Raw genomic sequence first — 15,417 nt, 5'->3', positions numbered from 1 at the left:
CATTCTCGATTCTCTGATAAACGAACAAGACTCGCTGGAACGCCAAAACGACAAGCTGCGTAAGATTGCAGAGTCGTTGATGCGGCGTGTTGAGCAGGACACAGATGAGTCCGGGGCAGCCTATGCCCAGTTCCAGCGTGCCGCGATGTTGGAAGAGACCGTGCGCGCCCGCACGCAGGAACTGGAACGTGCGCTGGACCTGCTGAATGATTCCAACGCGAAACTGGCTTTGGCGAACGCCGAAACCGAAGCGGCGCGCGCCAACCTCGCCAATGCGATCGAAACAGTGCAGGAAGGTTTCGCGCTGTTTGACGCCGACGAAAAGCTGGTTATGTGCAACTCGCGTTTTGGCAAACACATGCGCGATATCCACCCGCTGCTGAAACCCGGCCTGCCGTTTGAAGATTACGTCACCCTTGTTGCCAACAGCCCGTTTCTGGCGCTGCCTGACGGGGAAAGTGCCGTCGAGTGGCGTGAAAAACGCATGGCGCGCCACAAGGACAACCACGTGGTCTTTAACGCCCGGATGGCAGGGTCACGCTGGTTGCAGGTTTCTGAACACCGAACGCCGGATGGCGGCACCGTGGTGCTGCAAACCGATGTAACGGACATGGTCCTGATCGAACGCCAGGAACGCGAACGCCTTTTGGATGATCAGGCCCGGCTTATCCGCGCCACGCTGGACCATCTGGATCAGGGCGTGTGCATTTTCGACGCGCAAAGCCGGCTGGCGGGCTGGAACCGCCGCGTCGGAGAGCTTCTGTCGATCCCCTATGGTCGGTTTCTGGTGGGCACGCATTTCGACATGGTTCTGGAACGCATCCGCGAGTCTGTCGAATTTGAAGACGATCATTCGCCCGAGGTCATCGACCGTTGGGTCCGCGCCACCACCCGCCGTGCGCCCTTGTCATTTGAACTGAGCCTGTCGAACGATCGCATTCTGGCCGTGTTTGCGCAGGCGATGCCTGATGATGGCTTCGTGATCAGCTTTACCGATGTCTCCGCTGAACGCGCCGCCGTGCGCGCGATCTCGAACGCCAAGGAAACATTGGAATTGCGAGTGATGGAACGCACGCTCGAGCTAGAGGACGCCCTGTCTGAAGCTGAACGCGCGAACGCCTCTAAGTCCCGTTTCGTCGCCGCCGCCAGCCATGACCTGCTACAGCCCCTGTCAGCGGCCAAGCTCTATGTCACCTCGGTCGAGGTTGAACATGCGCACAGCCCTCAGGGCGAGAGGTTGGAAAAAGCCAGCAACGCCCTGCTGAGCGTAGAACAGATTCTGGGCGCCCTGCTGGACATCTCCAAGCTGGATTCCGGGCAGGCCGCCGTCCATGTCTCGGCGGTGCCGCTGCGCGTGTTGTTGGAGCAGCTCAGCGATGAAATGCGCCCGATTGCCCATCAAAAGGGTCTGGAAATGCGGGTGGTCTGCACCGACGCTGTCGTCCTGTCGGATGCAACTTATTTGCGGCGGATTCTGCAAAATCTCATGTCCAACGCGGTCCGCTATACTGAAAGCGGGCGGGTTCTGGTGGGCGCGCGCCGTGTCCGTGGCGGGGTGCGGGTTGAGGTTTGGGACACCGGCCCCGGCATCCCCGAAAATCAGCAAGAGCGCGTCTTTGATGAGTTCCATCGGCTTAATGCGTCGGCCAGCCCCGCCAATGGTATGGGTCTAGGTCTGGCAATCGTAGAGCGCGCCTGTCGCACCCTGCAACACCCGCTGCATCTCAGTTCAAAACTGGGACAAGGGACATGTTTTTCGATCGAACTGCCCCTGGCCCCCGAACAGCTTGGGGCCCAAACGACTGTTTCTACCAATGACACGCAACCGCGCGACGGTTTGGAACATCTGATCATTCTTCTGATCGAAAATGACGCCGAGCTGCGCGATGCGCTGACCCTGACGCTGGAGGGGTGGTCCGCCGACGTTTTGCCCTGCGCCAGCCTTGCCGAGGCCGAAGCGTTGCTGAAGGAAGTCGACATCTCACCCGATGTGATCGTGGCGGACTATCAGTTGGATGATGATTTGTTGGGATTGGACGCGGTGATTGCATTGCGCAAACAGCACGGGCCCCTGCCCGCCTGTATTATCACTGCCAATCGGACCTCGAGCCTGGCCGATGAATGCGACCAGGCCGGAGTTTCGATGATGCATAAACCCTTGGATGCAGATCTTCTGCGCGCCTTTTTGTCAAAGGCGCAGCGCGATTAACGCATGCAGACATCCGAACGGGTCAGGAACCGTTTGCCAGTTCCGTTCTCCAGCGAGAACATCCCGCCGATCCCGTCAATGGCATCAATGATCAGGTCTGTGTGCTTCCAGCGCGAGTACTGATCGTCGTTCATATAGAACGGTACACCGCCAATTTCGCCCACCAGAACATCATTGCCGCCTGTCAGGTAATCGCCCTTTGCAAACAGCATCGGGGCCGAACCGTCACAACAGCCACCGGACTGGTGAAACAACAATTCCGCGCCGTGGCTCAGCTGCAGCTCTTTGATAAGAGCCAGCGCGGCCGGGGTCGCGGTTACGGTCATTTCGCTTGATTGAGTCTCTGCCATGTCGCCTCCTCTAGACCAGCAGATATAAGGAATCCGGCCCCCTGTTTCCAGAGGGCCGGATGGCGGGTTCTTTAGAAGAAGCCCAGAGCGTTGGGGCTGTAGCTTACCAGCAGGTTCTTGGTCTGACGGTAATGATCCAGCATCATCTTGTGGTTCTCGCGACCGATGCCCGACTGCTTGTAGCCACCGAAGGCAGCGTGTGCCGGGTAAGCGTGGTAGCAGTTGGTCCAAACACGACCGGCCTGAATGCCGCGGCCGAATTCGAATGCACGGTTGCCGTTACGGGTCCAGACGCCAGCGCCCAGGCCGTAAAGCGTGTCATTCGCGATTTCCAGAGCTTCAGCTTCGTCCTTGAAGGTCGTGACCGACAGCACAGGGCCGAAGATCTCTTCCTGGAAGATGCGCATTTTGTTGTGACCTTTGAAGACAGTCGGCTCGATGAAGTTGCCGTTGTCCAGATCACCACCCAGCGACGATACGTTGCCACCGGTCAGGCACTCTGCGCCTTCGTCTTTACCCAGTTGCAGGTAGGACGAAATCTTCTCTTTTTGCTCGGTCGAAGCCTGAGCACCGATCATGGTATCCATCGACAGCGGGTTGCCCTGCTTGACGGCTTTCACACGCTCGATTGCGCGCTCGATGAAAGCTTCATAGATCGATTCCTGGATCAGCGCGCGCGACGGGCAGGTGCAAACCTCGCCCTGGTTCAGCGCGAACATGGTGAAGCCTTCAAGACACTTGTCGAAGTACTCGTCGTCAGCATCCATCACGTCTTCGAAGAAGATGTTCGGCGACTTGCCGCCCAGTTCCAGAGTAACCGGGATAAGGTTCTGCGAAGCGTACTGCATGATCAGACGGCCAGTGGTGGTTTCACCAGTGAACGCGATTTTAGCAATGCGGTTCGACGAAGCCAGCGGCTTACCAGCTTCCAGACCAAAGCCGTTTACGATGTTCAGAACACCAGCGGGCAGAACGTCGGCGATCAGTTCAATCAGAACCAGGATCGACGCAGGAGTCTGCTCGGCAGGCTTCATAACAACGCAGTTACCAGCGGCCAGTGCAGGTGCCAGTTTCCACACAGCCATCAGCAGCGGGAAGTTCCAAGGAATGATCTGACCAACAACACCCAGAGGCTCGGGGATGTGGTACGCATAGGTGGTGGAGTCGATTTCCGAGATGCCACCTTCTTCGGCGCGGATGCAGCCGGCGAAGTAACGCCAGTGGTCGATACACAGTGCAACGTCAGCCGCGATGGATTCACGGATCGGCTTACCGTTGTCCAGAGTCTCGGCAGTTGCCAGCAGCTGGTGGTTGGCTTCCATGATGTCTGCGATTTTCAGCAGCATGTTGGAACGCTCGGTGGTCGAAGTCTTACCCCAGGCCGGGAAAGCAGCGTGAGCAGCGTCCAGAGCCATGTCGACATCTTCGGAATTCGAACGAGCAACTTCACACAGGACTTCGCCAGTGATCGGAGTGGTGTTTTCAAAGTACTGACCCGACTTCGGCTCGACGAACTCACCGTTGATGAAGTTGCCGTAACGGGCTTTAAACGGGAACTCAACGTCGAGATGCGAGACGTCGAGGGCAGCGCTGTGCTGACCGGCTTGAATATTCATATCGTTCCTCCCACGAAACAAGTTGTTTATGAGTGCAGCGAAACCCATGGGCGATCCTTTGCAGTTGATGAGCAGCAACCATGTTCGGTGCGCGTTCAGCTTAGAAATCACCCGCTGTGGCAGAAATTGGACATTGGTATCTACGACTTTGGTCGTAACACCCTTAAGAGGCCTTATTTAACTGGGCCGGAGCACCATCCAGACGCAAGATATGGTCTGCAATCGCCCGAGCTTCGCGCTGTGAATGAGTCACCAGAAGGCAGCTCATGCTGCGGTCTTTAATCAGGCCGGCGGTCAGGGCCATCATTTCCTCGGCAACCTGTTCATCCAGCGAGGCGAAAGGTTCGTCCAGAATCAGGATTTCAGGGTCTGCGGCCAAAGCCCGCGCCAGCGACAAACGGCGCTGCTGGCCCAGCGAGAGCTGGCCGGGAAACTGCGTTTCTTTGCCTGCCAGCCCGACCTCGGCCAGAACGTCCTGCGCTTTTTGCACGCCGACCCCGGTGATCAGCGTGATGTTTTGCACGGCGTCGCGCCAGGGTAACAAGGTGGGTTCCTGAAATACCATCGCCAGACGCCCCTGCAAGTGACGGGTGCCCTCAAACCGAGGGTCAAGCCCTGCGATGATCCGCAACAAGGTCGATTTGCCTATCCCCGAAGGGCCCAGGATCGCCACACGTTCACCCGGTTGCAGCTTGAACTCCAACGGCCCCAGAACGACCTCGTCTTCAAACGCTTTTTGTTGCAGCGAAAGATGAATCATGGCTGCCTCCACCGATTGGCGTGGCGCTCCCATGGGCGCAGGATCAGGGCCTCGACCGCCAGCATAATCACCACAAACGACAGCGCATAGACCAGCACCATGGTCACATCAAACAGCTGAAATCCCAGATGAATCTGAAAGCCTACCCCATTGGGACGGCCCAGAAATTCAACCACCAGCACGATCTTCCAGATCACCGCCAGACCGGCCCGGCCCGCGCTGGCCAGATGTGGTGCCAGCTGCGGCAGAACGACGTGGCGCAACGCAACCCTGCGCGGGGGGGTAAAGATGCGGGTCATGTCATCCAAACGCGGATCAAGCGCGCGCGCGCCTTCCCGCATCATCACCGTCACCATTGGAATCTTGTTCAACGCCACGGCGGTAACCGCTGCCACCTCGGTCAGGCCCAGCCACAGATAACACAGTACGATGGTCACCAGAGCGGGCAGATTGAGCATGATAATCAAAAGGTTATCAAGCCAAAGGTTCGCCCCGCGACTACGCCCCATCCACAGGCCCAGCATCAAACCGATCGACATGGCCACGGCAAAGGCGGCGATGACCCGCCCCAGAGTCGCCATCAGATGCGGCAGCAGCTCTCCTTGGATAAGTTCACGCCAAATGGCGCCAGCCACATGGGCAGGCGCCGGAAGAGTTTGCGGATCGGATACACGAAGGGCTGCCAGCCACCACAAAACCAGAATGGCAAGGAACGAGGCGATGCGGACCGCGATGACCGCACCGTCGCTCGGGTCAGTTGAGCGGTTGGACAAACACACCCTCCGGCAGGCTCTCGGCCTCGCCGACCAGCTTTTCGCCACCCAGCTCGGCCATAAGCGCCAGCACCTTGGCGGCGGCCTCGGCGTCAATCGGGCCGGGCTGCGGAATACCCGCAATGAAACCGGCTTTCAGCGCTTCAAAATCGGCATCTTTGTCGGCGCGCATGCGCGGGCGCAGACGGTCCCAAGCGGCAGGGTCCGACGCCAGCTTTTCCTTGGCCGCGCGCGATGCGGCGGCAAAACCCGCAACGACTTCAGGATGTTCACGTACCATGTCGCCATGGAACACATAGCCCAGCATCGGCACTTCGGGGTCCAGCCCCAATGCGATCGCGGCTTCGGACACGCTGGCCAACGGGCGCAGACCGCGCGCCTCCATCTTGGCCGCAAAATGCCAGAAGTTAATGGCGCCATCGACCTCGCCCTTCAGGGCCGATTTGAAAATCAGTGGCGGTGCGCCAAACACCTGCTCGGTGCTGGCGGCCAGATCCATATCATATTGCTGCTTGGCATAGGCCTGCAGGATCAGCCAGCTTTTGTCGACCGGGCCACCGGCGATGCCAATTTTCGCCCCGGCCAGATCCGCCAAACTTTGCGCCGGCGCATCCTCTTTGACCATCAGCGTGCCAACAGATTTGGAATAGGGCACAAAGACCAGATCTTTGCCCGCGGCGCGCTGACGCGCGACCCAAATCCAGTCGGCAACGGCAATATCGGCCTCTCCGGCCTGCAGCGCGATCCGGGTGGCAGCGGTACCCGCCATGCCCGTGACGTTCAGCTCAAACCCGTTGGCCTTGTCAAAACCATAGTGCTGGATCGTGTCCAGCTCCCAGTTCACGGTGCCGATCTCAAGCACAGCGATATCAAGAACCGGCGTTTCCGCCTGCGCTGTGGTGATCGAAAACACGGAAGTCAGGACCGATGCGGCGGCCCATTTCATAATCTGCATAGTCTCCTCCTCACCCCGATTGGGGTTTGAAAAAGTCTATGCCAGCTCGCGCCTAAACCAAAACGACACTTTAGTCTGAATAACAGATCCCCAAAGCAAAAGAGCCCGCCCAAAAAAGGCCGGCTCTTTCAATTTCGATATGGCAGAATGCTTAGTTCGTGCTCGGAGTCGAGGTTGTTGAAACCGTATCGTCACCATCAATAACTGTAACGACACCGATAAAACCGATGCCAGCAAACAGGGCCAGGCCTGCTTCTGTAAGAACGATCCCGCTGGGACCTGCATTCAAGAGTGCCAGACCCTCAAGCGACTGCGTTGCCTGCGGTGCGGGCACGCCTTCCGAAGGGGCATTTTGAGCAAACGATGCGGTCGAGGCCAGAGCCAGTGCCGCAGCAGCAGTAAACATCCGGATCATGTTCCGTATCCTCTAAATAACAATTACTTCCGGTCATACCTGATTCACTTTTAGAGCAACAGAAGTTTTTTGCACGCGCCGGAAAGTGGTGCAAAAATTCGCCAATCACCGGGGCTTCGCCCTCCCAAACAGCACGCGATCGGGGTAAAAGCTCATAATGTAACCTACTTATGAACAGCTCCGGCACTTGGCGGAACAACGATCCGCATCAGGTTACTTGGTTCCGACCATTACCGCTGATCGCTATCCGCAGCACGGACCTCGACGTTTATTTGCCCCATACTGGACGAGGCGTGCACCACCTGATCCCCCGGTTGTAAATATCGCCCTGCTTTGTGCTCTTCGCTCAGAAAGCTTTGAATCACCGCATCATAAGCGGAGCCTCCTCGCAGAAAGCTGCCGTAAGTTACATAGCGCACAGCGCCGCGCAAAATCTGCCGCGTGGTTGGCGGAATAAAAATCACCCCTTCCGAGGTGCCCGACATCAACACCTGATCCCGGGCGATGATGCCGTCCTCAACCAGATGCCAATTCCGGCCCTGATACAGAAATCGGGTCGATTCAGTATCGCTCAGAACCTGCTCTACCAGCGCACGAAACGACAGGATCATGCCCGAGGCCCGCGTATCCTGCCGCAGGTCGCCATTTACCAGGGTCATCAGACGCTCCTGATCGACAAATGCTTTCCAATCATGCGGGACAACAAACAGCCCGCCCGACGGAAAATGCCCCGGCCCGCTTTTGGCATCGCTGAAGCCCGAACCGGAATCAAAGTCATCCGGGTCGATCATGCGCGACAGAACCGCACGATCACTGAAATCTCCGCACAGGAAGAACCCTTTTCGCGCCGCATCGAAATCCTCGATCCGGGTGATATCGCGATCAAACCGGGTGCAGATTTCAACCTCGTAATCCAGCAGTTCCCCGGCCTCGAATGACACAGTCGTTACCGGGGGCGTGGCGGTCCCGAACTTGGGAAAGTTGAAAACCGATTGCGCATTGGTCTCTTCCTGATGTTCACGGAAATTGGTGCCGCTGGCGACATGGCGGCTGGCTGGGCCGGCTGCCGGCAAAAGGTCCTGAAAGCCGCGTGTCACAGTGGGCACCGCAGCACTTGCAAGATCGGCCAGACGGTCCCCCCCGATTTCGGCCATGACATCAAAGAAATCCGTCTTCGATGTCAGGCCCTGCGCAGTCAGATCAATGGCGTTAATCTGTCCCGCCTTCAGCCCCGTCACCAAAAGAACATGTGGCGCATCCCCTGCCCCTTTACGTTCAAGCGCAAGCGTCAACCCTTGCTCAGGTGGCAGTATCTGCGGGGCCAGGGCGCTGTCTTCACGATCAAACGGGTTCCGGCGCTCTGGGTCTTCGGGCTGTATCATCCACAAACCGGTGGCCACTCCGATTGCGGCCACCGTTAAAGAAATAGGATATTTCATTTTATACGTCCTTTGGTTTGGACAGGTCTTAGAATCGGAACATGATGCCAGTGGACAGGCTGGTCTGCGTGTCGTCAAAGCTGAGACTGCTGTCCTTGGCATCCCCCGCAAGGGTCGAGAAATCGAGGCTGGCAAAGAACACCGCGCGCGCGCTTACCGCGTAGCTGCCAGTGAAGGTCACCCCGCCCTGCGCCAGACCCGAGGACGCATCAAACGCCGCCAAACCCGATGTGGCTGCCTGCCCGGGCGTGACGGTGAAATAGGCATCCATCCAGTCATCATCTGCCCAAATCACATAGGGGCTGACCGACAGCCGGGTCCGTTCATTCAGCTGGGTGCCATAGCTGCCATAGAGCTTGGCGCGCAGCCCTTCAGGACCATCGCTGGATAACCCCTTTTGCAGATCCAGCCCAAACGCCAGCGGGCCCGTTTCATATTCCACAAACGCATTGGCACTGGTGCCCGCTTCGACATCCGGCAGGCCAGTCAGGCGCGCGTCATCCGCCGCGATACGTTCCTCAAAGTCATAGCCAACCCCGGCCCCATAGCGCAGCGTGCCAGCGCCCAGTTCGACCGCATTCTGCAGGCCAAGACCGCGCTGATTAAAGAAACCATAGCTGCCAATCTTCAGGTCAAAAATGGGAATGACACCGGTCTCACTTTCGTCAGACCCCAAAAAGCTGGGACCATAGGACAAGCCCAGTCCAGCAACCCCCGAGACAAATCCGTCCTGCGCCGCAGCGGGCACTGCTGTCATAAGCAAGGTTAGCCCTGCGACTGGCGCGCCCAATGTGGACATAAGCTGTTTCAGTTTCATGTTCGTGACCTTTCAATAGGTATTTTCATGGGGCGCAACGGGCCAATCACGGACCGCCGCTGCGATACCCGAAAATTGAGCGCGCCAAGGCCGCACGGAAAGGAAAGACGCTTGAAACCACAGGAAAAAATCGCGAATGGGGATGCTGCCCTCGCGAACGGTCAATATCGACCGTTCGCGAATTTGCCCTAGGCGCACCCAAACGCGACACCTATTCTTTGGGGGATTGAACACGCCCGTCAGGGATCACGGACATCATGCTGACCGATATACAACTGAACGAAATCCGCGCCATTCTGAAAGTCGAACCGGCCAACCGCCTGCGCGTCGGTGCTGCCATCGCAGGTTTCGCTTTTTTGCTGGCAGGGATCATTGCCGCGCTCAACCCGGCGGCGACTCAGGGGTTACCTTTTGGGCTGGCGCTGATGCATTGGGTTTTGCACATCGTCGGAGCCGCCGCGATCTTTATCGCCATCGCAGCGGTGGCGCTGCGGCTGGGGCTGCCCTTGCTGTGGGCCACAGCTGTCGCGGTTCTGGGGCTGCCTTTGGGGCTGGCCCCCTTATCATTGGCTGTCGAAGCGGGTCTGGCCAAAATCATGGGCGTGCCCGCTGGCGCCCCCGATGGGCTGCTCGAAGAGCTGGGCCGTGTGGCGTTGCCCTCAATTGGGTTGGTGTCTCTGGCGGCATTTATTGCGATCAAATCCGCCGGGTTTGTGATCCGTCATCGGCGCCGTCTACAGGCGCATTTCGCCAAAGAGCCTGCCCTGCGCAGCGTCTTTCCTTCATTGCCGCACGAGTTGGGCGAAGATCTGATCAGTGTCAGCGCCAACGACCACTATGTACATGTGCGCACCACATTGGGCACAACAATGCTGGGGGGGCGGTTCGCGGATTGCGTGGAAAGGCTGAAACCCTTTGCCGGGTTGCAGGTGCACCGGTCCCACTGGGTGCGCCAAAAACACGTACTGCGTCTGGCCCCCAAAGGCAGCAGCTATATCTGTGTCCTAAGCGATGGCACCCAAATTCCGGTAAGCCGCCGCCGACACGCCGAATTGAAACGCCTTCTGCAAACTTGAACGCGCGAAAACGCGTTACGGTGTCAGGATGTCGCTCAGGTTGACGGCGGGTGCCGGGGCATCGCGCAAATCCAGCGCCGTGACAATGTCCAGCAGATGGCTTTTCATAAGCTCTTCTGCCTCGTCCCCGTCGCCGCGCCCCAAGGCATCAACCAGCGCATGATGCGCATGCTTTTCGCACAAGGCGCTTTGGCGTTTCCAATACAAAGCGATGATCAACGAGGACCGCGCCACCAGCCGCTCGATAAAACCGGCGATCGTGGTCTGATCCGCGATATGGGAAATCTCGATATGGAAGTGCCCAGAAAGGCGCAGGGCTTTGCCGGACTCGCCTGCGGCGATGGCATCGTGTTCGGCCTTGATATGTGCCTTCAGCCGCGCCAGCGCATCCTCATTCATACGTTCGGCTGCTGAACGCGCCGTGCGCGGCTCCAGCAAAGCCCGCGCTTCAAAGACTTCGCGCGCCTCACGCACGGTGGGTTGGGAAACAAACGCGCCCCGGTTGCGTTTCAGTTCGACCAGCTCGGAATGCGACAACGCCTGCAGGGCCGCACGCACCACCGTCCGCGAGACATTGAAAATCTCGCTCAACTCATCTTCGCCCAGCTTGGTACCGGGAAGCAGCTTGTGTTCGTGGATCGCCAGACTCAACGCGCTTACCAGCTTGGCGCCGGGGCCGCTGATCGTGGGTTTGACGAATTCTGGATTGGGCACGGCGTTGGTCATGAAAAGCTCCTGCCCCAAGCATGAAGCGCCCCCGAATCTTATGCAAGGCGATTGGCCTTCGTATTCACCGCAAAATCAAATTGTATACAATTTTGCGCACAAAATTCCTGCGCCGCAGCAAAACGAGCGACAATTTTTTGCGCATTTCTGAAACCACCCCCTTGGTTGCCGCGAAAAATCTTTCATTGAGCCGATGTTCCACCGCCTGCTGAAAACATCCTCAGCAAGGGCATCCCATGACGATCAACACAGACCTTGAACTGATTGCACTGACCAAACGCTACGGAGGCACCGTCGCCGTGGACGCAATCGCACATCACTTCAAAACCGGAGTCTATGCCTGCCTGCTCGGTCCTTCAGGATGTGGTAAGTCGTCAACGCTGCGGATGATCGCCGGGCATGAAAGCGTCTCGGATGGGTCGGTGGTGCTAGGGGGGCGCGATATCTCGCATCTGGCTCCGGCAAAGCGCGGCACGGCGATGATGTTTCAGAATTATGCACTGTTTCCGCACCTAAGCGTGCGCGATAACGTGGCCTTTAGCCTGCGCATGGCTGGCGAAGACAAACCCACACGCGATAAACGGGCCATGGAAATGCTAGAGCTGGTCGAAATGACCGCGCTGGCAGACCGCATCCCCGATCAGCTTTCGGGCGGGCAGCAGCAACGTGTCGCACTGGCGCGTGCGCTGATCACGCGGCCTCAGGTCTTGTTGCTGGATGAACCGCTGTCCGCGCTTGACCCGTTCCTGCGCATCCGCATGCGGGCCGAGCTGAAACGCCTGCAACGCGAACTGGGGATCAGCTTTATCCACGTCACCCACGGGCAAGACGAAGCCTTGGCGCTGGCCGATGAAATCATCGTTATGAACAACGCCAAAATCGAACAGGCCGGCCCCGCGCGCGAGGTATTTAACAGCCCCAAAACCGCCTTTGTTGCGCGGTTCATGGGCGGGCACAACGTGCTGCAGATGCCACAAGGCCACATCGCCCTGCGGTCCGATCAGATGCGTATCACTGATGCACAAACCGGCCGCATGGAAGGTCAGGTCACAGCAATTGAATACCAAGGCGCTCATGTTGCGCTGACCGCACAGGTCGCGGGCGGGCAGGAAATCACCGCGCTGCTGCCTGACGCACAGTTTTTCGACAACCCAAGCGAACCCGGCCAGACGATCGGGATCGACTGGGAAGACCGGGTCGCGCATCCGGTGCTTGCCTAACTCAGAACCACTAAACGCAGAACAGAGAGGAAGAAGAGATGACCACAATTTCGAAAGTGCGCTATAGCCGACGCTCATTGCTGAAATCAGGGGGCGCCGCGCTGGCCGCCTCGACCTTACCCGCCCCGATGGTCTGGGGTCAGGAAACCAAGAACATCACCCTGCGCCAGTTCGGTACCGGTGTGTCGAACCTGAATGAGGTGGCCACCAAGGTAAAAGAAGATCTGGGCATCAATCTGGAAATGACCGCGCTGGACACCGACAGTGTTACCCAACGCGCGGCTACCCAGCCCGACAGCTTTGACATTGCCGACATCGAATATTTCGTCGCCAAAAAGGTCTGGCCCACCGGCAACCTTCAGGCCATGGACGCCAGCAAGATCGCCAATTACGACAAGATCGTCGGCATTTTCCGCAACGGCAAACTGACCCCCGAAAGCACCATCGCCCAAGGCACCGCGCCCCACACGGTGGGCTTTGTTGACGGCCCCGGCGGCACCGAATTTGTCGACAATGAAAGCGGTTGGATGACCCTGATCCCGACCATCTACAACGCCGACACGCTGGGCATCCGCCCTGATCTGATCGGTCGCCCGATCACCAGCTGGACAGAACTGCTGAACCCCGAATTCAAGGGCAAGGCCTCGATCCTGGATATCTCGTCGATCGGCATCATGGACATGGCCATGGTCTGCGAAGCGATGGGCGAAGTCACCTATGGCGACAAAGGCAACATGACCAAGGAAGAGATCGACAAGACCATCGCGATCTTCACCGAAGCCAAGAAAGCCGGTCAGTTCCGCGCCTTCTGGAAATCTTTCGACGAAAGCGTCAACCTGATGGCATCAGGCGAGGTCGTGATCCAATCCATGTGGTCACCCGCCATCACCGCCGTGCGCTCGCGCGGGATCCCGTGCGTGTATCAGCCGCTGAAAGAAGGCTATCGCAGCTGGGGGGGCGGCATCGGTCTGTCGGCTTCGCTGTCGGGCATGGAGCTGGACGCAGCTTACGAGTACATCAACTGGTACCTGTCGGGCTGGGTTGGCGGCTTCCTGATGCGTCAGGGCTATTACTCGGCTGTGCCGGAAACCTCCAAGGACTACATGTCGGAAAACGAGTGGGGCTATTGGTTCGAAGGCAAGGAATCGACCGCCGACATCACCTCGCCCTTCGGCGACAAGCTGGCTGGCGCGGGCGAAACGCGCGACGGCGGCTCGTTCTACGACCGCATGGGGGCAGTCGCCTGCTGGAACTCGGTCATGGCCGAAAACCAGTACATGGTCCGCAAGTGGAACGAATTCATCGCCGCTTAATACAACTTCGTGCAGGGGCGTTGGCCCCTGCACAACCCCAGCAAGGCCGATCCAAGAATGAGCAAACAGATCACCGCTTGGCTGCAAGCCGCCCCAATGGCGTTCGTGCTGCTTGGCTTCCTTGTTGCCCCCATTATCATGATCGCGATCGTCAGCTTCTGGGGCGCGACCGAGTATTCGATCTACCCGACCTTTCAGCTGGACAACTACGAGTTTTTGTTCAGTTCACCAGTGACTTACACGGTGTTCTTAAACACATTTAAATATACGGCCATCACCTGGATCATCACCCTGCTGATCGGCTTTAGCGTTGCCTATTTTCTGGCCTTCGAGGTCCGCAGCCTGAAGTGGCAAATCGGGCTGTTCCTGCTGTGCACAATCCCTTTCTGGACGTCAAATATCATCCGTATGATCAGCTGGATTCCCTTTCTGGGCCGCAATGGTCTGGCCAATTCGGCTTTGATCAGCATGGGTGTTATCGACGAACCCCTAGAATGGCTTTTATTTAGCGATTTCAGCGTAATATTGGCCTTTGTTCATCTGTACACCCTGTTCATGGTGGTGCCGATTTTCAATTCGATGATGCGAATTGACCGCTCGTTGATCGAGGCCGCCCGCGACAATGGTGCCAGCGGCTGGCAGACCCTGCGCCATGTAATCATGCCGCTGTGCAAACCCGGCGTCATGATCGGTACGATTTTTGTCACCACGCTGGTGATGGGCGATTTCATCACCGTGCGCTTCATGTCGGGCTCGCAACGCGCCAATGTCGGGCGGCTGATCTCGAACGACATCAGCCTGCTGCAATACCCTTCGGCCTCGGCGACGGCGGTGGTGTTGTTGTGCACCGTGCTGATCGTCATCGCGCTTTTGTTGCGCCTCGTCGACATCCGAAAGGAGCTGTGAGCCATGGAAAAACGAAGCCGCAGTTTTTACATCCTTGCCGTCTTCTTCGCGCTGTTTGTGCTGTTTTTATACGGGCCTGTGCTGACCATCGGGGTCCTCAGCTTTCAGGGGCCACAGGGCGGGCTGACCTTTCCGATGAACGGTGTGTCGCTCCATTGGTTCCGTGATCTGTTTCAGGAACAGGCCGTGGGGGATATCTGGGGCAGTTTCCGGCGCTCTTTCGCCTTGGGGATGATGGTGATGGTCACCACCGTCGTTGTCTCGGTGCTGGGCGGGCTGGCGTTTCGCAAACGTTTCAAAGGGTCTGGCCTGCTGTTCTATATGGCGATTGCATCTTTGGTGATCCCGTCGATCCTTGTGTCGCTGGGGGTTGGGCTGATCTTCAACCAACTGGGCCTGCCGGTGCATTGGGCCAGCTCGGGCTATGGCAGCCAACTGACCTGGACCCTGCCCTTTGGCCTGTTGATCATGTTCGCCGTCTTCAATCGCTTTGACAAAAGCTATGAGGAAGCCGCGCGCGATCTGGGCGCGACCTCGTGGCAGACCATTGCCCATGTGGTGCTGCCGATCATCGCGCCCTCGTTGCTGGGGGTCGCGCTGTTTGGCTTCACGCTCAGCTATGATGAATTTGCCCGCACCTTGCTGACCTCGGGCAGCTACAACACGCTGCCGCTGGAAATCTTTGGCATGACAACCAATGTGACTACGCCGGTGATCTTTGCTTTGGGCACGCTGACCACCTTCTTCTCTCTTTGCGTCATCGGCCTGTTCTTCCTAGCGGTCTGGGTGTCGTCGCGGCGCAAGGATAAAAGCTCGGATGCTGGCAAGGGGATGGTCTGACC

15 protein-coding genes are annotated in these 15,417 nt (G+C 58.1%); 6 read left to right on the top strand and 9 right to left on the bottom strand.

Annotated features, from left to right (window positions below; all coding sequences use genetic code 11):
* The first annotated feature begins 1 nt into the window (after position 1).
* Positions 2-2,209, top strand: a complete 2,208-nt coding sequence (locus ATO10_RS01230) for a hybrid sensor histidine kinase/response regulator (RefSeq protein WP_035248240.1) — start codon at positions 2-4, stop codon at positions 2,207-2,209.
* On the opposite strand, the gene ATO10_RS01225 is transcribed toward ATO10_RS01230, so the two are convergent.
* The 8 genes from ATO10_RS01225 to ATO10_RS01190 all read right to left on the bottom strand — a co-directional run bounded on the left by ATO10_RS01225 (position 2,206) and on the right by ATO10_RS01190 (position 9,334).
* On the bottom strand, positions 2,206-2,559 hold the full coding sequence (locus tag ATO10_RS01225) for a DUF779 domain-containing protein (protein WP_202898637.1): 354 nt from the start codon (positions 2,557-2,559) through the stop codon (positions 2,206-2,208). The genes ATO10_RS01230 and ATO10_RS01225 overlap by 4 nt on opposite strands.
* A 71-nt stretch (positions 2,560-2,630) precedes the next feature.
* Positions 2,631-4,175, bottom strand: coding sequence for an aldehyde dehydrogenase (gene adh / locus ATO10_RS01220; protein WP_051597879.1), 1,545 nt, complete (start codon positions 4,173-4,175; stop codon positions 2,631-2,633).
* 163 nt (positions 4,176-4,338) lie between these two features.
* A complete protein-coding gene (locus ATO10_RS01215; protein ID WP_035246968.1) occupies positions 4,339-4,935 on the bottom strand; it encodes an ABC transporter ATP-binding protein in 597 nt (198 codons plus the stop codon).
* Positions 4,932-5,708 carry an ABC transporter permease gene (locus ATO10_RS01210; RefSeq protein WP_051597878.1) on the bottom strand — a complete coding sequence of 259 codons (777 nt, stop codon included), beginning with the start codon at positions 5,706-5,708 and terminating at the stop codon, positions 4,932-4,934. Before ATO10_RS01210 ends, ATO10_RS01215 begins: the two co-directional genes overlap by 4 nt.
* Entirely contained in the window at positions 5,689-6,663 is a 975-nt protein-coding gene (locus ATO10_RS01205; RefSeq protein ID WP_035246965.1) for an ABC transporter substrate-binding protein, read from the bottom strand. Before ATO10_RS01205 ends, ATO10_RS01210 begins: the two co-directional genes overlap by 20 nt.
* A gap of 151 nt (positions 6,664-6,814) precedes the next feature.
* Positions 6,815-7,078, bottom strand: a complete 264-nt coding sequence (locus ATO10_RS01200) for a hypothetical protein (protein WP_035246963.1) — start codon at positions 7,076-7,078, stop codon at positions 6,815-6,817.
* A 230-nt stretch (positions 7,079-7,308) separates the two neighbouring features.
* Positions 7,309-8,517 carry a fumarylacetoacetate hydrolase family protein gene (locus tag ATO10_RS01195; protein WP_035246960.1) on the bottom strand — a complete coding sequence of 403 codons (1,209 nt, stop codon included), beginning with the start codon at positions 8,515-8,517 and terminating at the stop codon, positions 7,309-7,311.
* 28 nt (positions 8,518-8,545) lie between these two features.
* Positions 8,546-9,334, bottom strand: a complete 789-nt coding sequence (locus tag ATO10_RS01190) for a MipA/OmpV family protein (RefSeq protein ID WP_035246958.1) — start codon at positions 9,332-9,334, stop codon at positions 8,546-8,548.
* A 257-nt stretch (positions 9,335-9,591) separates the two neighbouring features.
* On the opposite strand from ATO10_RS01190, the gene ATO10_RS15825 reads away from it, so the two are divergent.
* Positions 9,592-10,410 (top strand): LytTR family DNA-binding domain-containing protein, encoded by an 819-nt coding sequence (locus ATO10_RS15825; RefSeq protein WP_051597877.1) that lies wholly within the window; start codon positions 9,592-9,594, stop codon positions 10,408-10,410.
* Between the two features lie 15 nt (positions 10,411-10,425).
* On the opposite strand, the gene ATO10_RS01175 is transcribed toward ATO10_RS15825, so the two are convergent.
* Complete coding sequence (locus tag ATO10_RS01175; protein ID WP_081806387.1) at positions 10,426-11,136, bottom strand: GntR family transcriptional regulator; 711 nt, start codon at positions 11,134-11,136, stop codon at positions 10,426-10,428.
* A gap of 236 nt (positions 11,137-11,372) precedes the next feature.
* On the opposite strand from ATO10_RS01175, the gene ATO10_RS01165 reads away from it, so the two are divergent.
* The 4 genes from ATO10_RS01165 to ATO10_RS01150 are packed head-to-tail and all read left to right on the top strand — an operon-like array spanning position 11,373 to position 15,415.
* Positions 11,373-12,356 carry an ABC transporter ATP-binding protein gene (locus ATO10_RS01165; protein ID WP_035246951.1) on the top strand — a complete coding sequence of 328 codons (984 nt, stop codon included), beginning with the start codon at positions 11,373-11,375 and terminating at the stop codon, positions 12,354-12,356.
* A 47-nt stretch (positions 12,357-12,403) separates the two neighbouring features.
* Positions 12,404-13,669, top strand: a complete 1,266-nt coding sequence (locus tag ATO10_RS01160) for an ABC transporter substrate-binding protein (protein ID WP_155886678.1) — start codon at positions 12,404-12,406, stop codon at positions 13,667-13,669.
* 57 nt (positions 13,670-13,726) lie between these two features.
* A complete protein-coding gene (locus tag ATO10_RS01155; RefSeq protein ID WP_035246945.1) occupies positions 13,727-14,575 on the top strand; it encodes an ABC transporter permease in 849 nt (282 codons plus the stop codon).
* 3 nt (positions 14,576-14,578) lie between these two features.
* Entirely contained in the window at positions 14,579-15,415 is an 837-nt protein-coding gene (locus ATO10_RS01150) for an ABC transporter permease (protein WP_035246942.1), read from the top strand.
* Positions 15,416-15,417 lie beyond the last annotated feature (2 nt).

Origin of the sequence: Actibacterium atlanticum, from assembly GCF_000671395.1 — a bacterium.
Lineage (GTDB): Bacteria > Pseudomonadota > Alphaproteobacteria > Rhodobacterales > Rhodobacteraceae > Actibacterium_D > Actibacterium_D atlanticum.
This window is presented reverse-complemented; position numbering and strand designations above follow the sequence as displayed.